Annotated in this window: 14 protein-coding genes; 4 read left to right on the forward strand and 10 right to left on the reverse strand. The window is 70.8% G+C overall.

All coding sequences use genetic code 11. From position 1 onward, the window contains the following. Position 1: 1 nt before the first annotated feature. Complete coding sequence (gene glpK, locus ACWED2_RS03860; protein WP_449688915.1) at positions 2-1,516, reverse strand: glycerol kinase GlpK; 1,515 nt, start codon at positions 1,514-1,516, stop codon at positions 2-4. A 14-nt stretch (positions 1,517-1,530) separates the two neighbouring features. Beyond that, on the reverse strand, positions 1,531-2,352 hold the full coding sequence (locus ACWED2_RS03865; RefSeq protein ID WP_449688916.1) for an MIP/aquaporin family protein: 822 nt from the start codon (positions 2,350-2,352) through the stop codon (positions 1,531-1,533). A 154-nt stretch (positions 2,353-2,506) separates the two neighbouring features. Between ACWED2_RS03865 and ACWED2_RS03870 the strand changes: the two genes are divergently transcribed. The 3 genes from ACWED2_RS03870 (at position 2,507) to ACWED2_RS03880 (ending at position 6,694) form a co-directional block, all read left to right on the forward strand. Beyond that, a complete protein-coding gene (locus ACWED2_RS03870; RefSeq protein WP_449688917.1) occupies positions 2,507-3,259 on the forward strand; it encodes an IclR family transcriptional regulator in 753 nt (250 codons plus the stop codon). A 10-nt stretch (positions 3,260-3,269) separates the two neighbouring features. Next, positions 3,270-5,219 (forward strand): glycerol kinase GlpK, encoded by a 1,950-nt coding sequence (gene glpK / locus ACWED2_RS03875; RefSeq protein ID WP_449688918.1) that lies wholly within the window; start codon positions 3,270-3,272, stop codon positions 5,217-5,219. Positions 5,220-5,341: 122 nt separating this feature from the next. Then, complete coding sequence (locus tag ACWED2_RS03880; RefSeq protein WP_449688919.1) at positions 5,342-6,694, forward strand: cytochrome P450; 1,353 nt, start codon at positions 5,342-5,344, stop codon at positions 6,692-6,694. 68 nt (positions 6,695-6,762) lie between these two features. Here the strand turns inward: ACWED2_RS03880 and ACWED2_RS03885 are convergent, their stop codons facing one another. After that, positions 6,763-7,596: a substrate-binding domain-containing protein gene (locus ACWED2_RS03885; protein ID WP_449688920.1), complete on the reverse strand. Its 834-nt coding sequence runs from the start codon at positions 7,594-7,596 to the stop codon at positions 6,763-6,765. 250 nt (positions 7,597-7,846) lie between these two features. On the opposite strand from ACWED2_RS03885, the gene ACWED2_RS03890 reads away from it, so the two are divergent. Further along, complete coding sequence (locus ACWED2_RS03890) at positions 7,847-9,292, forward strand: DUF1996 domain-containing protein (protein ID WP_449688921.1); 1,446 nt, start codon at positions 7,847-7,849, stop codon at positions 9,290-9,292. A 120-nt stretch (positions 9,293-9,412) separates the two neighbouring features. Here ACWED2_RS03890 and mmsB read toward each other — a convergent pair whose 3' ends face one another. The 7 genes from mmsB to ACWED2_RS03925 form a co-directional block, all read right to left on the reverse strand. Continuing rightward, positions 9,413-10,633, reverse strand: a complete 1,221-nt coding sequence (gene mmsB, locus ACWED2_RS03895; RefSeq protein WP_449688922.1) for a multiple monosaccharide ABC transporter permease — start codon at positions 10,631-10,633, stop codon at positions 9,413-9,415. Next, entirely contained in the window at positions 10,630-12,150 is a 1,521-nt protein-coding gene (gene mmsA, locus ACWED2_RS03900) for a multiple monosaccharide ABC transporter ATP-binding protein (RefSeq protein WP_449688923.1), read from the reverse strand. Before mmsA ends, mmsB begins: the two co-directional genes overlap by 4 nt. After that, complete coding sequence (gene chvE / locus ACWED2_RS03905; RefSeq protein WP_449688924.1) at positions 12,147-13,250, reverse strand: multiple monosaccharide ABC transporter substrate-binding protein; 1,104 nt, start codon at positions 13,248-13,250, stop codon at positions 12,147-12,149. The genes mmsA and chvE overlap by 4 nt, the downstream gene beginning before the upstream one ends. A 52-nt stretch (positions 13,251-13,302) precedes the next feature. Beyond that, positions 13,303-14,811, reverse strand: a complete 1,509-nt coding sequence (gene araA, locus ACWED2_RS03910; protein ID WP_449688925.1) for an L-arabinose isomerase — start codon at positions 14,809-14,811, stop codon at positions 13,303-13,305. Positions 14,812-14,827: 16 nt separating this feature from the next. After that, on the reverse strand, positions 14,828-15,505 hold the full coding sequence (locus ACWED2_RS03915; RefSeq protein ID WP_086850157.1) for an L-ribulose-5-phosphate 4-epimerase: 678 nt from the start codon (positions 15,503-15,505) through the stop codon (positions 14,828-14,830). Continuing rightward, positions 15,505-17,133 carry a ribulokinase gene (gene araB / locus ACWED2_RS03920; protein ID WP_449688926.1) on the reverse strand — a complete coding sequence of 543 codons (1,629 nt, stop codon included), beginning with the start codon at positions 17,131-17,133 and terminating at the stop codon, positions 15,505-15,507. The genes ACWED2_RS03915 and araB overlap by 1 nt, the downstream gene beginning before the upstream one ends. Positions 17,134-17,203: 70 nt before the next feature. Continuing rightward, positions 17,204-21,028: a LamG-like jellyroll fold domain-containing protein gene (locus tag ACWED2_RS03925; RefSeq protein WP_449688927.1), complete on the reverse strand. Its 3,825-nt coding sequence runs from the start codon at positions 21,026-21,028 to the stop codon at positions 17,204-17,206. Positions 21,029-21,036: the final 8 nt, after the last annotated feature.

Here is a 21,036-nt window from a genome sequence, read left to right on the forward strand (position 1 = left end):
GTCACTGCACGTCGACCCAGTCGAGCGTGCGGCCCACGGCCTTCTGCCAGCCCGCGTAGCCCTCGGCGCGCTGTTCGTCGCTCCACGACGGCGTCCAGCGCTTGTCCTCGTTCCAGTTCTGCTCGAGCTCGTCGGTCGACTTCCAGAAGCCGACGGCCAGCCCGGCCGCGTACGCGGCGCCCAGCGCGGTGGTCTCGGCCACGACCGGCTTCGACACCGGCACGCCGAGGATGTCCGCCTGCAGCTGCATGCACAGCTCGTTGGCGGTGACGCCACCGTCCACCCGCAACACGTCGAGCGTGACGCCCGAGTCGTTCTGCATGGCCTCGACGACGTCGCGGGTCTGGTAGCAGATCGCTTCGAGGGTGGCCCGCGCGATGTGGGCGTTCGTCGTGGCGCGGGTGAGGCCGACGATCGCGCCGCGGGCGTCGGAGCGCCAGTACGGCGCGAACAGGCCGGAGAACGCCGGGACGAAGTAGACGCCGCCGTTGTCCTCGACCTGGCGGGCCAGGCTCTCGCTCTGGGCCGCGCCGCTGATGATGCCGAGCTGGTCGCGCAGCCACTGCACCGCGGAACCCGTGACGGCGATCGAGCCTTCCAGCGCGTAGACCGGCTTGTCGTCGCCGAACTGGTAGCACAACGTCGTCAGCAGGCCGTGCTGCGAGCGGACCAGCTCCTGGCCGGTGTTGAGGAGCAGGAAGTTGCCGGTGCCGTAGGTGTTCTTGGCCTCGCCGGGCCGGAAGCAGACCTGGCCGACGGTGGCGGCTTGCTGGTCGCCGAGGACGCCGGTGATGGCGACCTCGCCGCCGAGCGGCCCGTCCGCGCGGGTGGTGCCGAAGCCCGGGTTGGACGACGGCCGGATCGCCGGGAGCATCTGCCGCGGGACGTTGAAGAACGAAAGCAGCTCGTCGTCCCAGTCGAGGGTCTCGAGGTCCATCAGCATGGTGCGGGAGGCGTTGGTCGGGTCGGTGACGTGCACGCCGCCGTCCGGGCCGCCGGTGAGGTTCCAGATGAGCCACGAGTCGGTGGTGCCGAACAGGGCGTCACCCTTCTCGGCGTCCTCGCGCACACCCGGGATGTTCTCGAGGATCCACTGCAGCTTGCCGCCGGAGAAGTAGGTGGCGGGCGGCAGGCCGGCCTTGCGGCGGATGATGTCGCCCTTGCCCTCGCGCTCCAGCGCGGAGGCGATCCGGTCGGTGCGCGTGTCCTGCCAGACGATCGCGTGGCCGTACGGGCGGCCGGTGCGGCGGTTCCACACCACGGTGGTCTCGCGCTGGTTGGTGATGCCCAGTGCGGCCAGGTCGTTGACTGTCAGGTTGGCCTTGTTGAGTGCGGTCGCGATGACCGAGCGGGTGCGCTCCCAGATCTCGGTGGCGTCGTGCTCGACCCAGCCCGGCTTGGGGAGGATCTGCTCGTGCTCGAGCTGGTGGCGGGCGATCTCGTTGCCGCCGTGGTCGAAGATCATGAAGCGGGTGCTGGTCGTGCCCTGGTCCACGGCACCGACGAAGTCCGGCATGGTCTGGCTCCTACTCAGTTGGCGGGCTCGAGGTCCTTGGCGGGCATGCTGTCCAGCGGGGCGTCGGCGGGCAGGTGCCGCTCGATCAGGTACTTGTAGATCGCGCCGCCGATGACCGCGCCGATGACCGGCGCCACGATCGGGATCCACCAGTACGGGAACCCGTACTGGTCGGTGAACGCGGTGTCGTAGCCGGTCAGCCAGGACGCGAGGCGCGGGCCGAAGTCGCGGGCGGGGTTGATCGCGTAGCCGGCGTTCGTGCCCCAGGCCATGCCGATGGCGACGACGAGGAAGCCGACGACGACCGGGGCGAGGTTCGCGGCCGGGGCGGTGTTGCGCAGGTCGGTGATCGCGAAGATCACCAGGACGAGGATGGCGGTGCCGATGATCTGGTCGCGGAAGGCGCCCCAGTCACCGACAGGCAGCGTGCCGTTACCCGGAAGGGTGGAGAACACACCCTGGGTCTTGATGGTGAGGCCGGGGTCCTTGGCGTTGAGGACCTCGGTGTAGTTCCAGCGCACCAGCATGGCGGCGAGGAACGCGCCGGCGGTCTGGGCCAGGGCGTAGGGGGCGACCTTCCGCCATTCGAAGCCCTTGAACACCGCGAGCGCGATGGTCACGGCCGGGTTCAGGTGCGCGCCGCTGATCCGCGAAGCGACGTACACACCCAGGGTGACGCCCAGGCCCCAGGCCCAGGCGATGCTGTCGTGGTCCCCGATGCCCGCGGCGACGACCTGCGCCACCACCCCGCACCCGAACAGGATGAGGATCATCGTCCCCACGAACTCGGCGGCCAGCTCGCCGGCGAGTCCACGGGCCTTGAGGCTTCGCACCATTGCTTTCCTCCACAAAGGACCTTGTCCCCCTATTGGTGAAGGAAAGTTAAGTTCGCGGGTCGGGAGGGTCAACGGACGACGGTCGGCATTGTCGAACGCTCCGAGTGGATGTTCGACATTGTCGAATCAGGGCCGGTCGGGTTAGGGTCGCGCCGTGCCCGGTCCGATCCAGTCCATCGAGCGCGCCGCCGCGATCCTGCGGTTGCTGGCGCGCGGCTCGGGGCGCCTGGGCGTCGGCGAGATCGCCGAGTCGCTCGAACTGGCGAAGGGCACCGCGCACGGGATCCTGCGCACGCTGCAGGGCGTCGGGTTCGTCGAGCAGGACCGCGACACGGGCAAGTACCAGCTCGGCGCGGCCCTGCTGCACCTGGGCACGAGCTACCTGGACGTCAACGAGCTGCGGTCCCGGGCGATCAACTGGGCGGACGCGCTGGCCGCCCGCAGCGGCGAGGCGGTCCGGATCGGTGCGCCCCTGGAGGGCCGGGTGCTCGTCGTGCACCACGTGTTCCGCCCGGACGACAGCCTGCAGACCCTCGACGTCGGCACGCTGCTGCCGCTGCACGCGACGGCGCTGGGGAAGGTCCTGCTGGCCTACGACACGACGCTGAAGGCGACCCCGGAGCCGTACACGCGCCGCACCCTGGTCACCCAGACGGCGATCAAGCGGGCGTGTGCGAAGGTACGGGAGGCGGGCTGGGCGGTCGAGAACGGCGAGATGATCGCCGGCGAGGCCGGGATCGCGGCCCCGATCCGCGGCCACGGCGGCATCGTGGTGGGCGCGATCGGGGTGTCGGGCGCGGCCGAGCGGATCTGCGAGCCCGACGGCGGCCCGAGCCCGAGACTGCTGACCCAGGTCCGCGACGCGGCGCGTGCGGTGTCCCGCGACCTCGGGGCGTCCCGATGGTGAAGGGAGGACGATGGTCCAGCGGTACGTGATGTCCATCGACCAGGGCACCACCTCCACCCGGTGCATCCTGTTCGACGCCCGCGGCCGGCTCGTCTCCGTCGTGCAGCGGGAACACCAGCAGCACTTCCCGCGGCCCGGCTGGGTCGAGCACGACGCGACCGAGATCTGGCGGAACCTCTCGCGGATCGTCCCGCAGGCCCTCGCCGACGCCGGCGCGACCGCCGAACAGGTCGTCGGGCTCGGGATCGCCAACCAGCGGGAAACGACCGTCCTCTGGGACCGGCGCACCGGCAACCCGGTCGGGCGGGCGATCGTCTGGCAGGACACCCGCACCGACGCCATGCTCGAACAGCTCGCCCGCGAACCCGGCGCCGACCGCGTGCGGAAGCTGTGCGGGCTCCCCCTGGCCACGTACTTCTCCGCGCCGCGCATCCGCTGGCTGCTCGAACGCACGCCGGGGCTGCGCGAGCGCGCCGAACGCGGCGACGTCCTCTTCGGCACCATCGAGAGCTGGCTGATCTGGAACCTGACCGGCGGCGCCGAGGGCGGTGTGCACGTCACCGACGTCACCAACGCCTCGCGCACGATGCTGATGAACCTGCGCACGCTCAGCTGGGACGACGAGCTCCTGGAGTTCTTCGACGTCCCGAAGGCGATGCTGCCGGAGATCCGGTCGTCGACGGAGGTCTACGGCACGACGTCCCGCGTGGTCCCCGGCATCCGGATCGCGGCGGCGCTGGGCGACCAGCAGGCGGCGCTGTTCGGCCAGACCTGCTTCGCGCCCGGCGAGGCGAAGTGCACGTACGGCACCGGCAGCTTCCTGCTGCTCAACACCGGCCCGACGCCGGTGCTGTCCACCCACGGGATGCTCACCACGGTCGGCTTCAAGATCGGCGACGAGCCCGCGGTGTACGCCCTCGAAGGGTCGATCGCCGTCACCGGGTCCCTGGTGCAGTGGTTCCGCGACGGCCTGGAGCTGATCGGCAGCGCGCCCGAGATCGAGACCCTCGCCCGGACGGTCGAGGACAACGGCGGCTGCTACATCGTGCCCGCGTTCTCCGGCCTGTTCGCGCCGCACTGGCACAGCGAGGCACGCGGGGTGATCGCCGGGCTGACGTCGTACATCACGAAGGGCCACCTCGCGCGGGCGGTGCTGGAGGCGACCGGCTGGCAGACCCGGGAAGTCGTCGACGCCATGAACGCCGACTCGGGGCTGGCGCTCTCGACGTTGAAGGTCGACGGCGGCATGACCGCGGACAACCTGCTGATGCAGTTCATCGCCGACGTCCTCGACGTCCCGGTGGTGCGCCCGATGGTGGCGGAGACGGTGTCGCTCGGCGCGGCCTACGCGGCCGGGCTGTCCGTCGGGTACTGGCCGGATCTGGAGGGGCTACGGCGCAACTGGCACCGGGCCGGCCAGTGGCTGCCGGCGATGGACCCGGCCCGCCGCGACTCCGAGTACGCGCACTGGCGCCAGGCGGTGGAGCTGACGTTCGGCTGGATGCGCCCGGCCCCCGCCGCGGCGGCGCCGGGTTCGGACCTGGTCGAGGTGCTGCTGGCCGACCACCGCCGGTTCGAGCAGCTGCTGCGCGACCTGCGCAACAGCGAGGCCGACCGGCCCGCGCTGGTGGCGGAGCTTTCGGCGCTGCTCGTCGCCCACGCGACGGCGACCGAGCGGATCGTCCGTCCGGAGGCGGCGGGTGAGCCGTTCGCCGAGGACCTGCTGGCGGTCCTGGACGGCGACGACTTCGAAAAGGCGTTGCTGCGCTTGGAAAACGCCGTGGACGCCCACGTCCGTGGCGAGGAACGCGGGCTGCTGAACGAACTGCGCCGGAGTATGTCCACTTCGGACCGGACGGGGCTGGGCCGGGCGTTCGTCGCGGAACGCCGCCGCCAGCTCGACCTCGGCTGCGGCGGCGCGGACCACGTCCGCGGACTCGGCGACCGCCTGAAGCTCTGACGCGGCGTGCCGCCGCCCGAAAGCGCTGCCATCCGGGTGAAGCCGGGTCCGCACCCCTGCCCCGGAACCGGCGCCGGGGAGAAGACTGCGGGCACCGCTGTTCGCCACCGGAGGGAGCACCCGTGTCCGCAGCCGCCGACCAGGCTTTGCTGTCCCTGTCCACCCCGGCCGGGCTCGCCGATCCGTACCCGATCTACGCGCAGCTCCGCGAAGAGACGCCGATCTTCCACAGCGAAGTCTTCGACGGCTGGGTCGTCAGCCGGTTCGCGGACTGCCAGCAGGTGCTCGCCGACGGCGACACCTTCCGGGTGCTGGACGCCGAGTGGCGTGACCGGCACCGGCCCGGCTGGCGCGACAACGCCGCGATGGCCATGCTGACCGACCTCCTGCCGTGGAAGAACCCGCCGGAACACACGCGCGAGCGCCGCCTGCTCGTGCGCGACTTCACCGTCCGGCGCGTCCAGGCCTTGGAGCCCGCCGTCCGCCGGGCCGTCGACCGGGTGCTGGACCGCTTCGCCGACGCCACGGCGGACGGGACCGCGGCCGAGTTCGTCGGCACGGTCCTCTACCCGCTCGGGATGGCCGTGATCGGCGACCTGGTCGGCGTGCCCGAAGCCGACCACGACCGGCTTCGCCGCGTCACCGACCTGATCGGCAAGCAGATGGATCCCGCGATGTCGCCCGACCTGCGCGCCGAGGTCGACGCGGCCGCCGTCGAATACCGGGCCTATTTCGTGGAGCTGATCGCCCTGCGGCGCGCGGAACCCGGCGACGACCTGACCTCCGCGCTCCTGTCCCGGCCCGCCACCGGCGCCGAGCTCATGTCCGAGGAGGAGGTGCTCAACGCGCTGCTGGTGTTGTTCGGCGGCGGCTACGAGACCACCGCGGGCGCGCTCGGCAACGGCATCCACGCGTTGCTGACCCACCCGGACCAGTTCACCCTGCTCGCCGGCGATCCAGGGCTGGCGGCGGGCGCGGTCGAGGAGATCCTGCGGTGGGACGGGGCCGCCCAGATGAGCCAGCGCGCGGCCGCCCGGCCGGCGATGCTCGACGGCCGGGAGATCCCGGCGGACGAAGCCGTGGTGATCCTCTCCGGAGCGGCGAACCGGGACCCCGCGCGCTTCGCCGACCCGGACCGCTTCGACATCACCCGCGACGGCGGCCGCGGGCTGTTCTTCGGCCACGGCCTGCACCTGTGCCTCGGCGCGGCCTTGGCGCGGCTCGAGATGACCGTGCTGCTCGAACAGCTGGGAAAGCGGTTCCCGGCCCTGCAGATCGGCGGCGACGTGGAGCGCCGCCCCAACCCGGCGCTGCGCGGGATGGCGGCGGCCCGGCTCGCGCTCACCCGGGAACGGTCACCCCGGACAGTTCCGGCGGGACGCCACCCGGGAACTGGCCGGCGGCGACGCGAGGCGGCTGCGCGAAGCCGGCGCCGCGGAACTCGGTGTTCCCGCAAAACCTGGCGTTGCCGGTGAAAGCCGCACCGCGGAACTCCGCGTCCCCGGCGAAGCGAGCCGAACCCGGGTGCGGCGCCGGAGGTGGCTCAGGCGCCCTTGAGGCAACGGCTGCTCTCCCGCACGACCAGCTCGGCCTCGACCGTTCCCCAGGCCGGCGTCGCCACGCCGTCGATCCGGGCCGCCAGCGTCGCCAGTGTCCGGCGGCCCGCCGCCAGGTAGTCCTGGCGGACCGTCGTCAGCGGCGGGGCGAAGTACGCCGCCTCGGGGACGTCGTCGAAGCCGACGACGTGGGCGTCGCGCGGGACTCGCATGCCCGCCTCCGCGAACGCCGCCAGCAGCCCCAGTGCCATGTGGTCGTTCGCCGAGAACACCGCGCCCACGCCGGATTCGACCGCCAGGGACTGGCCGGCCCGGAACCCCGACCGGGCGGACCAGTCGCCGCGGACCACCGGGGGGACCTCCGCGCCGTGGCGTTCGAGCGTCTCGCGCCAGCCGCGCTCGCGGGCGCGGGCCACCGGGCCTTCCTCCGGGCCGCCGAGGTGCCAGACCGTCGGGTGGCCGAGCTGCAGGAGGTGCTCGGTGGCCCGGCGGGCGCCCGCGTACTGGTCGGTCGACGCCGCGGGCACCAGCGGGATACCGGCGACCGGGGCCAGCTCGGCCAGCAGGTGCCCGTCGAGCACCACGATCCCGGCCACCCCCTGCAGCTGCAGGCCGGCCACCGCGGCGAGCACGGCCGCGCCGCTCTTGCCCGACACGCTGAAGACACTGAGCACGTACTCCTGCTCGCGGGCGGCCGCGCGGAGACCGTGCAACACCGGGCCCGACGCCGACGCGCCGGTCGCGATCACCCCCAGCGTGCCCCGGCGCTGGACGGGCCGCGCGCGGAACGGGCCGTCGGGACCTGCGTCGTCCACGGGCATGGGTCGATGTTAGCGATCACAGGGTCGGACGTGAACTTTGTTCACCTTCCATAAATAACGAAAAGGTAACGGCGGGATCGCGGCTTGAACCGGTCCTGAACCGGGTCCGTTCCCCCCAATGCCGGAACCAGTGACACCGGGCGGGTTCCCCCGATACCCGCGCCCGATGCTCACTCCCCGGGTTCCGCGCGTCTCCAGACCGGGTACGCAGGGCTATTTCGGCGTGCCCGGACAACCGAACGAGGTGAACATGGCCCGGAATACTTCCCGCACCCCCGCCACGGGCAGACATCGCATCACCCGCCGCACGAAGATCGCGACCGGCGGCCTGGCTCTCGCGCTGGCCGTCGGCGGCATCGTCGTCGCGACCACCGTCGGGCGCACCGGCGAGGCGAGCGCCGACGAGGCCGACCCGTCGTTCTTCATCGACATCGCGAAGGTCCCCTCCGGCATCAACGTGAACAAGGCGCTGCAGCAGAAGGGCGCTCGCGGCACGTTCACCGTGGACTGCGGCCGCAACGAAAACCAGCACTTCAACCCGGACAACTTCATCGCCCAGCCCGGGATCAAGAACGGTGCCCAGCACCTGCACGACTACGTCGGCAACCTCTCCACCAACGCCGACTCCAACAACAAGAGCCTCGTCAAGGCCGGCACCACCTGCAAGAACGGCGACAAGTCCGCCTACTTCTGGCCCGTCGTCCGCATCGACACCGGCGACGCCGAGAAGAACCCGCCGGCCAAGCAGCCCGACCGCGCCGGCAGCGCCAAGGACAAGGCGAGCGCGCAGGTCGACTGCCCGGACGTCGCGAGCAAGCTGCCCGACGTCCCGGACCAGGCCATGGACGAGGTGAACCGCAACCTCGACCTGCTCGACAAGCAGATCGACGAGGCCAACCAGCGGATCGCGAACGGCGACCTGAAGACCCCGCAGGACATCCAGAACGCCGTCGTCGGCCCGCTGAAGGACAAGCGGGCGGCCACCATCGACCGGATCGCCATCGCGATCGGCCGCCGGGCCGCGAAGCCGACCAACCTCGGCGGGCTCGCGCAGTGCGCGCTCAAGCAGAACGGCAAGGGCGGCCTCGACAACGGCGGCCAGAACAGCAACGGCCAGCCGGCGGAACTGCCCGGCGTCAACGACAAGAACGAGGTCGGCGACAACGACGGCGAGATCCAGCGCGTCCAGTCGGCGACGATCACCTTCACCAGCGGCGGCGCGAGCAAGGTCGTCGCGATGCCGCAGTTCCTCAGGATCCTGTACGGCGACGCCAAGCAGAGCACCAACGGCCCGGCCAACGCCCGGCCCAGCTGGACCTGCACCGGCTTCGAGGACCGGCTCACCGACCACTACCCGATCTGCCCGCAGAACAGCAAGGTGGAGCGCATCCACGCCTTCCCGAACTGCTGGGACGGCAAGAACATCGACAGCGCCAACCACCGCACGCACATCGTGTTCGCCGACCAGCAGGGCAAGTGCCCGAAGGGCTTCCAGAACGTGCCCCAGCTGGTGATCAAGCTGGTCTACAACATCCCGCGGAACATCCAGGTCAAGGGCCAGTACAAAGTGGACGCCTTCGCCCAGGAGAAGCACAACCCGCGCTCGGACCACGACGACTTCGCCAACGTCATGGGCCAGCGCCTGATGAACCAGGTCGTCAACTGCATCAACACCGGCAAGCGCTGCAACCAGTGACCGACGAGGGCCGCGCCGGAACCCGGCGCGGCCCTCGTGTCGACCCTTCAATCACGTGTGTCGACGGCGGAGGGGGCCCCGCCCGCGAACGGGAGAGGCCCCCTCGAAAACCCACCCGGCTCAGGAAGCCGCGCGGCGCTTGGTCCAGATGTCGTACGCCACCGCGGCCAGCAGGACCACGCCCTTCACCAGCATCACCCGCTCGCTCGGGGCGCCGATCAGGGACATGCCGTTGTTGATCACCGCCATGATCAGGCCGCCCGTGATCGCGCCGACCACCTTGCCGACGCCGCCCTGGACCGCCGCGCCGCCGATGAACGCCGCCGCGATCGCGTCGAGCTCGAAGTTGACGCCCGCCGTCGGGCCCGCCTGGTTGAGCCGGCCGGCGAAGATGATGCCCGCCAGCGCCGCCAGGACGCCCATGTTGACGAAGATCCAGAACGTCACCTGCTTGACCTTGACGCCCGAGAGCGTCGCGGCCTGCAGGTTGCCGCCCACGGCGTAGATGTGCCGGCCGAACACCGACTTCCCGGCCACCAGCGAGTAGCCGAGCACCAGCGCCGCCAGCAGGATCAGCACCCACGGCAGGTTCTTGAACCGGGCCAGCTGCACCACGAGCGCCAGCACCAGCACCGCGATGCCGGCCAGCTTCAGCACGAAGATCCCGAACGGGTCGACGTCCTGGCCGTAGCCCAGCCGGCCCATCCGCTTGCGCCACTGGGTGAACACGATCCCGGCCACCGCGGCGACGCCGGCGAGCAGCGACACCAGGTCGGCGCCGCCGAGCGGGCCGAGGCCGATGTTGCCCAGGTAGCCGTCGGTGAAGCCGTTGGACAGCGTGCGGATCGCGTCCGGGAACGGGCCGATGCCCTGGTTGCCCAGGACGGTCAGGGTCAGCGCCCGGAACGCCAGCATGCCGGCCAGCGTCACGATGAACGCCGGGATGCCGAAGTAGGCGACCCAGTAGCCCTGCCACGCGCCGATCGCCGCGCCGACGACGAGGGTGATCAGCACCGCCAGGAACCACGGCACGTGCGAGTTCACCATCAGCACCGCCGACACCGCGCCGGTCATCGCGACCACCGACCCGGCGGACAGGTCGATGTGCCCGGAGATGATCACCAGGATCATCCCGATCGCGAGGATCAGCACGTAACTGTTCTGCACGATGATGTTGGAGATGTTCTGCGGTTCCAGCAGCGCGCCGCCGGTGAGCACCTCGAACAGCACCACGATCAGCGCGAACGCGACGTAGATGCCGCTCTGGCGCGGGTTGATCGAGATCCTCCGCTTGGAGCGCTCAACCGGGGGCACGGCGGGCCGCGCTTCGGTCGTGGTCATTCCCGTTCCTTAGTCATGTACTGCATCAGCAGTTCCTGAGTGGCTTCTTCGCGCTTGGCCTCGCCGGTGATCCGCCCCGCCGAAAGCGCGTAGATCCGGTCGCAGAGCCCGAGCAGCTCCGGCAGCTCGGAGGAGATGACCAGGACGGCCTTCCCCTGGGCGGCCAGCTCGTTGATGATCGTGTAGATCTCGAACTTCGCGCCCACGTCGATGCCGCGGGTCGGTTCGTCCAGGATCAGCACGTCCGGATCGGTGAAGATCCACTTGGCCAGCACGACCTTCTGCTGGTTGCCGCCGGAGAGCTTGCCGGTCACGCTCTGCACGCTCGGGGCCTTGATCCGCAGATCACGACGGTAGCGGTTCGCGGTGTCGTGCTCGGCGTGCTCGTTGACCCAGCCGCGCTTGGCCAGCTTGCCCAGCCCGGCCGCGGACACGTTGCGCTGGATGTCCTCGATCAAGTTGAGCCCGTAGCGCTTCCGGTCCTCGGTGGCGTAGGCGATGCCGTGGCGGACGGCCTCCTGCACCGACCGGACCTCGATCTCCTTGCCGTGCTTGATGATCCGGCCGGAGATGTCCTTGCCCCACGAGCGGCCGAACACGCTCATCGCGAGTTCGGTGCGGCCCGCGCCCATCAGCCCGGCCAGGCCGACGATCTCCCCGCGCCGGAGCGTTAGCGACGCGCGGTCGACGACGACCCGCCCGGCCTGGGTGGGGCTGTGCACGGTCCAGTCCTCGATCCGCAGCACCTCTTCGCCGATGTCCGGCTCCCGCGGCGGGAACCGGTGCTCGAGGTCGCGGCCGACCATCCCGGTGATGATGCGCTCTTCCGTCAGCCCCGCCGCGTCGAGCGTTTCGATCGTCTTGCCGTCACGCAGGATCGTGACGGTGTCGGCGATCGCCGTCACCTCGCCGAGCTTGTGCGAAATGATCACGCACGTGACGCCGTCGTCCCGCAGCCCGCGCAGCAGCTCGAGCAGGTGGGCCGAGTCGTCGTCGTTGAGCGCCGCGGTGGGCTCGTCGAGGATCAGCAGCTTGACCTCTTTGGACAGTGCCTTGGCGATCTCGACGAGCTGCTGCTTGCCGACACCGAGTTCCTGCACCGCCCGCGTGGCGTTTTCGGCGAGGCCGACGCGCTTGAGCAGCGCGTCGGCCTCGTGGTTGGTGCGGTTCCAGTCGACCCAGCCCCGCTTCTGCTGCTCGTTGCCGAGGAAGATGTTCTCCGCGATCGACAACTGGCCGCACAGCGCGAGTTCCTGGTGGATGATCACGATCCCGCGCCGTTCGCTGTCGCGCACCGACCCGAACTCGCACCGCTGCCCGTCGAAGGTGATCTCGCCGTCGTACGTCCCGTGGGGGTAGACGCCCGAGAGCACCTTCATCAGGGTGGACTTCCCGGCGCCGTTCTCCCCGCAGATCGCGTGGATCTCCCCGCGGCGCACGGAAAGATTGACGTCCGACAGCGCCTTGACCCCGGGGAAGGTCTTGGTGATCCCGCGCATGCCGAGCAGTTCGGTCATTTCAGCTGACCTGCCGTGTAGTAGCCCGAGTCGACGAGTTCCTTCTGGTAGTTCGTCTTGTCCACGGTGACCGGCTGCAGCAGGTAGGACGGGACGACCTTCTTGCCGTTGTCGTAGTCCTTGGTGTTGTTGACCTCGGGCTTGCCGCCCTTGAGCACCGCGTCGGCCATCTTGACGGTGGTGTCGGCGAGCTTGCGGGTGTCCTTGAAGATCGTCGAGTACTGCTCACCGGCGATGATGGACTTGACCGAGGCGACCTCGGCGTCCTGCCCGGTGACGATCGGGTACGGCTGGCCGGCGGTGCCGTAGCCGTTGCTCTTCAGCGCCGACAGGATGCCGATCGACAGGCCGTCGTACGGCGAGAGCACACCCTGGACCTTCGCGCCACCGGTGTAGGTCTTGGTGAGGAGGTCTTCCATGCGCCGCTGCGCGGTGGCCGGGTCCCAGCGCAGGATCGCCGCGCGGGCGAAGTCGGTCTGGCCGCTCTTGACGACCAGCTTGCCGCTGTCCATCAGGGGCTTGAGGACGGACATCGCGCCGTTGAAGAAGAAGGTCGCGTTGTTGTCGTCCGGCGAACCGGCGAACAGCTCGATGTTGAACGGACCGGCGCCGTCACCCAGGCCCTTGACCAGCGAGTTCGCCTGCTCGACGCCGACCTTGAAGTTGTCGAAGGTGGCGTAGTAGTCGACGTTCGGTGAATTGCGGATCAGCCGGTCGTAGGCGATGACCGGGATCTTCTTGTCGGCCGCTTCCTGCAGCTGGGTGGTGATGGCGGTGCCGTCGATCGAGGCGATGACCAGGAGCTTGGCGCCCTTGGTGATCTGGTTCTCGATCTGGTTCACCTGGGTGGGGATGTCGTTCTCGGCGTACTGGAGGTCGACCTTGTAGCCGAGCTTCTCCAGGGCGGCCTTGATGTTGTCGCCGTCGTGGATCCAGCGTTCCGACGACTTCGTCGGCATAGTGACGCCGACCAGGCCGCCCTCGGCTCCGGCGCCGGGCGCGGCCGTCTGGTCCGCGGTCTTCTGGCTCGAGCCGCACGCGGACAGCGTGAGCGCGAGCCCCGCCGCGGCGAGGGCCGCGATTCCTCTGGTGAACTTCATCGTTCTTTCTTCCTTTCTCAACGACCCCGCACTTTCACGTGAAGGTGCGGCGTCAGAAACCTTGGGCGAGCCGGTGGTAGGCCTGGTTCCAGCGGATGCGATCGGCGAAGTCGTGCGGGGTCGTGTCCTTGTCGATGACCAGCAGTTCTACTCCGAGCAGATTCGCGAAGTCGCGCAGGGTCTCCGTGCTCACGGCCTGGGTGAGCACGGTGTGGTGCGGGCCGCCCGCGGTGATCCACGACTCCGCGGACGTCGCCAGCGAGGGCGCCGGCTCCCAGACCGCCCGCGCGACCGGCAGGTTCGGCAGCGGCTCGTCCGGCGCGACGACGTCGATCTCGTTGGCCACCAGCCGGAACCGGTCGCCGAGGTCGACCAGGCCGAGCACGACACCGGGGCCGGGGGCGGCGTCGAACACCAGCCGGACCGGGTCCTCGCGGCCGCCGATGCCCAGCGCGTGGATCTCGCAGGACGGCTTCGCGGCGGCGATGCTCGGGCAGACCTCCAGCATGTGCGCGCCGAGGATCTTCGGCTTGCCGGGTCCGAAGTGGTAGGTGTAGTCCTCCATGAACGACGTGCCGCGCTCGCGGCCCACGCTCATCGCCTTGACCGCGGCGAGCAGCGCCGAGGTCTTCCAGTCGCCCTCGCCGCCGAAGCCGTAGCCGTCGGCCATCAGCCGCTGCACCGCGAGGCCGGGCAGCTGCCGCAGCCCGCCGAGGTCCTCGAAGTTCGTGGTGAACGCGCCGAACCCGCCGTCGGTGAGGAACTTCCGCAGCCCGGCTTCGATCCTGGCCGCGTAGCGCAGCGACTCGTGCCGCGCTCCCCCGGCCGCCAGGTCCGGCACAACGTTGTATTCATCGGCGTAACGCCCCACCAGCGAGTCCACTGTGTCCTTTTCGGACACACTATCAACCAGCTCGACCAGGTCGTTGACCCCGTAGGTGTTGACCGAGACGCCGAACCGCAGCTCGGCCTCGACCTTGTCGCCTTCGGTCACGGCGACGTCGCGCATGTTGTCGCCGAACCGGGCCAGCCGCAGGTTGCGCAGGTGGTCGGCGCCGATCGCGGCGCGCACCCACGCGTCGATCCGCGCGACCACCGCCGGGTCGGACACGTGCCCGGCCACGGTCTTGCGCGGCACGCCGAGGCGGGTCTGGATGAACCCGAACTCCCGGTCGCCGTGCGCGGCCTGGTTGAGGTTCATGAAGTCCATGTCGATGGTGGCCCACGGAAGCGCCTCGTTGAGCTGCGTGTGCAGGTGCAGCAGCGGCTTGCGCAGGGCGTCCAGGCCGGTGATCCACATCTTCGCGGGCGAGAAGGTGTGCATCCAGGCGATCACCCCCACGCACGAAGCGTCGGCGTTGGCCTCCTGCAGCACCCGCCGGATGGCGGAGGCCTCGGTCAGCACCGGCTTGCCGACGATCTCGGCGGGCAGCCCGCCGGAGGCGGCCAGCAGCTGCTGGATGCGCAGGGACTGGCCGGCCACCTGCTCCAGGGTCTCCTCACCGTAGAGGCCCTGGCTGCCGGTGAGGAACCAGACTTCGGGTTTCGACGCGCGCGTCATCGTTCTCCTTGGAAGATCAGTGCTGGCCGTAGACGTTCTGGTACCGGGCGTAGAGCCGGTCGACGTCCTCGGGCGGGAGGGGTTCGGGCGTGCCGAGCTCGAAGGCCTTGTGGACGGTGCGGGCCACGTCCTCGACCATCACCGCGGCCTTGACCGCGTCGCGCGCGGTGCGGCCGACGGTGAACGGGCCGTGGTTGCGCATCAGCACCGCCGGCGAGCGGCTGGAGCGAAGCGTTTCGACGATGCCGCGGCCGATGGAGTCGTCGCCGATCAGGGCGAACGGCCCGATCGGGATCTCCCCGCCGAACTCGTCCGCGATCATCGTCAGCACGCACGGGATCGGCTCGCCGCGGGCCGCCCACGCCGTGGCGTAGGTCGAGTGGGTGTGCACGACGCCGCCGATCTCCGGCATGTGCCGGTAGACGTAGGCGTGCGCGGCGGTGTCCGACGACGGCGCGAGGTCGCCTTCGACGAGCTCCCCGTGCAGGTCGGTGACGACCATCGTGTCCGCGGACAGGTTGTCGTAGGACACGCCCGAGGGCTTGATGACCAGCAGGTCCCGGCCCGGGACGCGGGCCGAGACGTTGCCCGCGGTCCAGATGACCAGCTCGTTGCGGGTCAGCTCGCCGTGCAGCTTCGCCACCGTCTCGCGCAGTTCGGCGACGGTGTCGAGCACTTCACCGGTCAGCGACATCAGGACCGTCCTTTCGCGACTTCGCGGCGGCGGGCCGCCAGGCGGTGCATGACATCGTTGCCGCCGCGGCCGAAGTAGTCGTGCAGCTGCGTGTATTCCGCGTACAGCTCGTCGTAGGCGACGACGTGGGCGAGCACCGGCCGGTACACCGCCCGCTCGACCGAACCCATCGCGGCGGCGGCCGCGCGGATGTCCGCGTGGGCCCCGGCGGCGACGGCCGCGTGGATGGCCGACCCGAGCGCGGGGCCCTGCGCCGAGCCGATCACCGACAGCGGCAGGTTGGTGACGTCGGCGTAGATCTGCATGAGCAGCGCGTTCTTCGCCAGGCCGCCCGCGATGATCAGCTCGGTGACCGGGACGCCGGCGGCGTTGAACGTCTCGATGATCTTCCGGGTGCCGAAGGCGGTGGCCTCCAGCAGGGCGCGGTAGACGTCCTGAGCGCGGGTGGCCAGCGTCTGCCCGACGATCACGCCGGACAGCTCGTGGTCGACCAGCACCGACCGGTTGCCGCTGTGCCAGTCGAGCGCGATCAGGCCGTGTTCGCCGATCTCCTGCTGGGCCGCGAGCCGGGTGAGCTCCTCGTGCGAGGCATCGGCGAAGTGCTCGACGAACCAGCCGAAGATGTCGCCGACACCGCTCTGGCCCGCCTCGTACCCCCAGAGCCCGGGCACGATGCCGCCTTCGACGACGCCGCACATGCCGGGGACCTCGTGCAGCTCGCCGCCGTTCATCACGTGGCAGGTCGAGGTGCCCATGATCGCCACCATCTGCCCGGGCTCGACGGCCTGGGCGGCGGGGGCGGTGACGTGCGCGTCGACGTTGCCGACCGCGACCGCGATGCCCTCGGGCAGCCCGGTCCAGGCCGCGGCCTCCGCGGTCAGCGAACCCGCGCGGGACCCCAGCTGGCCCAGCGGGTGCTCCAGCTTGTCGGCCACGAAGTCCTCGAAGCCGGGGGCGAGCTCGCGGAGGAAGTCGCGGCTCGGGTACTGGCCGTCCTGCAGGATGCCCTTGTACCCGGCGGTGCAGGCGTTGCGGACGTAGCTGCCGGTGAGCTGCCAGACGATCCAGTCGGCCGCCTCCACCCAGTGCCGCATGGCGGCGTAGACCTCGGGCGCCTCTTCGAACACCTCGAGGCCCTTGGCGAACTCCCACTCCGAAGAGATGAGCCCGCCGTAGCGCGGGAGCCACTTCTCGCCGCGGGTGCGCGCCAGCTCGTTGATCCGCACGGCCTGCGGTTGCGCCGAGTGGTGCTTCCAGAGCTTCACGTACGCGTGCGGGTTGCCTTCGAACTCGGGCAGTTCGCACAGCGGCGTCCCGTCCGCGGTCGTCGGCACCATCGTGCACGCGGTGAAGTCGGTGGCGATCCCGACGACGTCGGCCGCGTCGACGCCGGCGTCCCGCAGCGCCGCCGGGACGGCGTTGCGCAGCACGCCGACGTAGTCCGCCGGCACCTGCAGCGCCCATTCCGGCGGCAGCGCGCGGCCCGTGGCGGGCAGTGTCTCGTCGAGCACCCCGTGCGGGTACTCGAAGACGCCGGAGCCGAGTTCGGCCCCGTCAGCCACGCGCACGACCACCGCGCGGCCGGACAGGGTGCCGAAGTCGACGCCGACGGTGAGTGGTTCTCCCACGGTGTCTTCCCTCCTGGTTGGTGACCGGGACGCGGCGCGGGCGGCGGTGTACGCGCCGCGTCCCGGGGTCTTAGCGGCCGGTGAGGACCAGCGTCGTCACCGAGTTGGCCGGCAGCGTCAGCTTCGACGTCGCGGCCAGCCCGGTGATCTCCCTGGTCTGCGGCACGATGGCGGTCGGCGCGGCGAGGCTGTTGCGCCCCGCCGGATCGCCGGTGAGTGTGGTGAGTGTCCCGGTGCCGTCGACGGCGGTGACGCCGGTGAGCGAAAGCCGGGCGGTCTGCACCTGACCGGTGGGGTTGACGAGTTTGACCGTAAAGGTCTTCCTTCCGCTCTTCGTGGTCACGTTGACCACCTGGCGCAGGGGGCTGCCCTGGTTCAGGCGGCTGGTGACGATCTGCTTGCCGAGGGTGCTGGAGAACATCTGCTGCACCCAGTACGACGGCGAGGCGTAGCTCGTGCGAGCGTCGAAGCCGATCAGGTTGACCGGCCAGTTGGACTGGTTCTCCTGCACCAGCACCGGCGCGTACATCGAGCCGATGACCACGTCGCTGTTGCGTTCGAGCCCGGTGAGGAACGCGGCCTCGCCGATGGCGGCGGCCAGGGTGCCGGTGGGCCGGCCGTCCTGGGCGCCGTATTCGCCGACGAGGAGGTCCGGGCCGCTGCGGTCGGCGGTGTCGTAGCGGGTCGAGTTGTCGGTGAACCACTGCGGCGACTGGTAGTAGTGGTCGTCCGCCGCGTCCGGGCGCACGCCCGTCGAGGTGCTCGACGCCGTCCCGCCCTGCAGGCCGCCGGTGGTGGCGATGACGGTCAGCTGCGGGTACTTCGCCTTGATGGCGTTGTACATGTCCGTGAAGCGCCAGGCGTAGCTGCCCGAGCCGTCGAACCAGTCCTCGTTGCCGACCTCGACGTAGTGCAGGTCGAACGGCGCCGGGTGCCCGTCGGCGATCCGCTTGGCGCCCCACGTCGTGGAGCTGTCGCCGATGGCGTACTCGATCTCGTCGAGGGCCTCCTGGACGTACTGCGGGTAGTCGGCCTGGTCGACGTGCTGGCCGTTGAGGGTGTAGCCGGCGAACAGCGCGAGCAGCGGCTGGGCGCCGATGTCCTCGGCCAGCTTCAGGTAGTCGAGGATGCCGAAGCCGTCGGTGGACCAGTAGCCCCACGCGGTGTTCTGGTGGCCGGGCCGCTCTTCGAGCTTGCCGATCGTCTTCTTCCACTCGAAGCGGGTGTCGAGCGTGTTGCCCTCGAGGTAGTTGCCGCCCGGGACCCGGAACAGGCCGAGCTTCATCGCGGCGAGCTTCTGCCCGAGGTCGGCGCGGACGCCGTTGGGCCGGTTCTTGAAGGTCGGCGGGAACAGCGAGACCTGCTGGAACCAGGCGTCACCGCTCAGTGCCGTCTTGCCCTTGTTGACCAGGGAGACGACGATCCGGTTGTCGGTGGAGGCGGTGATCGTCGACGACGTGGTGAAGCTGAAGGCCTGCTGCGCCCACGCGTCGCCGACCGGCTGGACGTCCTTGCTCGCCAGCACGGTGCCGTCCGGCTTCTCCAGGCTGACCCGCACCGCGCCCTTCCAGCTGCCCTTGGCGAAGAAGCTGCCGGTGTACTTCGTGGACGGCTTCGCCGCGATACCGTAGAAGCCGACGTTCGCGGCGGCAACCCGGCCGGCGGCCGGGACGGTGTCCGCGTGCAGCTTGAGCGAGCGGTCGAGCGCGGTGTTCAGCGGGTTCGCGGTGTCGACCGAGTAGGTCCCGGCCGCGCCCGCCGAGGTGAGCAGCGACCAGTACGGCACCGGCGTGTTGCCCGCGCCGCTGCCGGGCTGGTAGCCCTCCTTGAAGGTGCGGTTGCGCACGAGTTCGGCGTAGAGCCCGCCTTCGACCGAGTGGCTGATGTCCTCGAGGATCGAGCCGTACGTCGTCGGCCGGGTGTTGGCGCGGACGACGTTGGCGTCGACGGCCAGCTGGTTGGCCCCGGCGAGGGTGCCGATCTGGGCCGCGGTCAGCGGGAAGCGGCGCAGCTCGACCTCGTCGACGGCGCCGGTGAACCCGGAGCCGACGGTGAACGGCGCCGCCGCGGTGCCCGAGGCCGGGCAGGCGGAGACGTCGAGGGTCGTGCCGGTGGGGGTACCGCAGGTGCTGGTGAGCACGGCCGCGTCGCCGTCCGCGTAGACGGTGAGCCGCTGCGACGCGCGGTCGAGGACCAGTGCGGCGTGGTGCCAGTTGCCGTCGGCGAGCCCGCCGCCGGTGGTCGTCACCTGGATCGTGCCGACGCGGGCGGTGAGCTTGCCGCCGGTGACGCCGAGCGCGTAGCCGTCACCGTGGTCGACCAGGGTGCCGGACGCGGTGGTCCGGAACCACGCGGCCAGTGCCAGCGAGCCGGTCCCGGTGTCGAACGCGGGCGACGTCCCTATGTCCACAGTGGACTTGCCGTCGAACTGGACGGCCTTGCCGGCCGCCCCGGCGGTCCAGGTCGCGCCCTTCAGCGTGCCGTCCGCGGCGTTCGCCGAGGCGTCGCGGGCGACCGTGCCGGCGCCCTCGTCGAAGTGCCACGAGCCGCTGGCGGCCAGCCCGGCGACGGCGGAGGCGGTCAGCGGGGTCGGGTACGCGCGGACGTCGTCGATGCCGCCGTCGAACCAGTCGGCGGGGCTGCCCGCCCACTTGCCGCGGCCGATCTCCAGGTGCCCGGCCGCGGTCCACGGCGTGGTGAACGGGACGCTCTGCTGCAGAGTCCCGTTGACGTACAGGGAAAGCGTGCGGGCTGCCCGGTTGTAGACGCCCACCACGTGCTGCCATTGGCCGGCCTGCGCGGGCAGCGTCGACACCGCCGAGGACGAAGCGGTGTCACCGTCGCCCGCGCGGCGCGTGAAGGCGAACCGGCCGTCGGCCGCGCGCTGCAGGTAGAAGCCGCTGATGGTGCTGCCGTCCACGCTCACCGCGGTGCGGAAGCCACCCGCCGCGGTGGGCTTCACCCACGCCGACACCGAGAAGCTCTGCGCGGTGTCCACGACCGGCGCCGGGACGTCGACCGCGGCGTCGGTGCCGTTCAGGGCGACGCCGTGCGCGCCGACGACGCCGTCGCCCCAGGCCGCTCCCCCGGTCAGGGTGGCGGTGCGCGCGTCGAGGGAGTCGTCCGCGGTCGTGGTGCCGGTGCCCTCGTCGAGGCCCCAGTGCCCGGCGATGGCCAGGCGGGCGGTGTCGGCCGCGGTCAGGGCGCCCGAGTAGGCGCGGACGTCGTCGATCGTGCCGTCGACGAAGTCCACCGGGTTGCCGCCGTACTTGCCGCGGCCGATCACCAGGTGCCCGGTGCCCGCCCACGCCGTCGGCGCGGCGACGGTGGCCTGGCGGGTGCCGTCGACGTACAGCGACAGAGTCGACGCGCTCGCGTCGTACACCCCGGTCAGCTGGTACCACTGGCCCGCGACCGGGTCGAAGTTCGCGCCCGCCACGACGCCGTCGGTCGGCGCGTCGCCGGCCAGGCGGGTGAAGGCGAACCGGCGGGAGTCGTCCCGGAACTGCAGGAAGAAGTTGCTCACCTGGGTGCCGTCGACGCTCACGAACGTCTGGTAGCCGGACGTCTTGTCCAGCTTCACCCAGCTGCTCACCGAGAAGCTCTTGGTCGTGTCCAGCACACCCGCGCCGGCGTCGGCGAAGCCGTTCGCCCCGTCGGTCGTCAACGCGCCGCCGCGGATGCCCGGGCCCCAGCCCGCGCCACCGTTCAGCGTCGCGGGGTGGCTGCCCGCGGTGTCGGCCGCGGTCGTCCCGCTGCCGTCGTCGAACGTCCAGTGCCCCGCGAGGGCCGGGTCGGTGTCGGCCGCGGCGGCCGGCGCCGCCGCGATGGGGACGGCGGAGCACAGCGCCAAAGCGGCGAGCACGGCCATGGGCCGCCGCAGTCTGCGGAGCATGGGTCTCC

Source organism: Amycolatopsis sp. NPDC005003, assembly GCF_053600695.1.

Bases quoted from the DNA above. Each gene is read 5' to 3' on its own strand.
- glpK (WP_449688915.1), bottom strand. From the start codon at position 1,516: ATGCCGGACTTCGTCGGTGCCGTGGACCAGGGCACGACCAGCACCCGC.
- ACWED2_RS03865 (WP_449688916.1), bottom strand. From the start codon at position 2,352: ATGGTGCGAAGCCTCAAGGCCCGTGGACTCGCCGGCGAGCTGGCCGCC.
- glpK (WP_449688918.1), top strand. From the start codon at position 3,270: ATGGTCCAGCGGTACGTGATGTCCATCGACCAGGGCACCACCTCCACC.
- ACWED2_RS03885 (WP_449688920.1), bottom strand. From the start codon at position 7,596: ATGCCCGTGGACGACGCAGGTCCCGACGGCCCGTTCCGCGCGCGGCCC.
- ACWED2_RS03890 (WP_449688921.1), top strand. From the start codon at position 7,847: ATGGCCCGGAATACTTCCCGCACCCCCGCCACGGGCAGACATCGCATC.
- mmsB (WP_449688922.1), bottom strand. From the start codon at position 10,633: ATGACCACGACCGAAGCGCGGCCCGCCGTGCCCCCGGTTGAGCGCTCC.
- mmsA (WP_449688923.1), bottom strand. From the start codon at position 12,150: ATGACCGAACTGCTCGGCATGCGCGGGATCACCAAGACCTTCCCCGGG.
- chvE (WP_449688924.1), bottom strand. From the start codon at position 13,250: ATGAAGTTCACCAGAGGAATCGCGGCCCTCGCCGCGGCGGGGCTCGCG.
- araA (WP_449688925.1), bottom strand. From the start codon at position 14,811: ATGACGCGCGCGTCGAAACCCGAAGTCTGGTTCCTCACCGGCAGCCAG.
- ACWED2_RS03915 (WP_086850157.1), bottom strand. From the start codon at position 15,505: ATGTCGCTGACCGGTGAAGTGCTCGACACCGTCGCCGAACTGCGCGAG.
- ACWED2_RS03925 (WP_449688927.1), bottom strand. From the start codon at position 21,028: ATGCTCCGCAGACTGCGGCGGCCCATGGCCGTGCTCGCCGCTTTGGCG.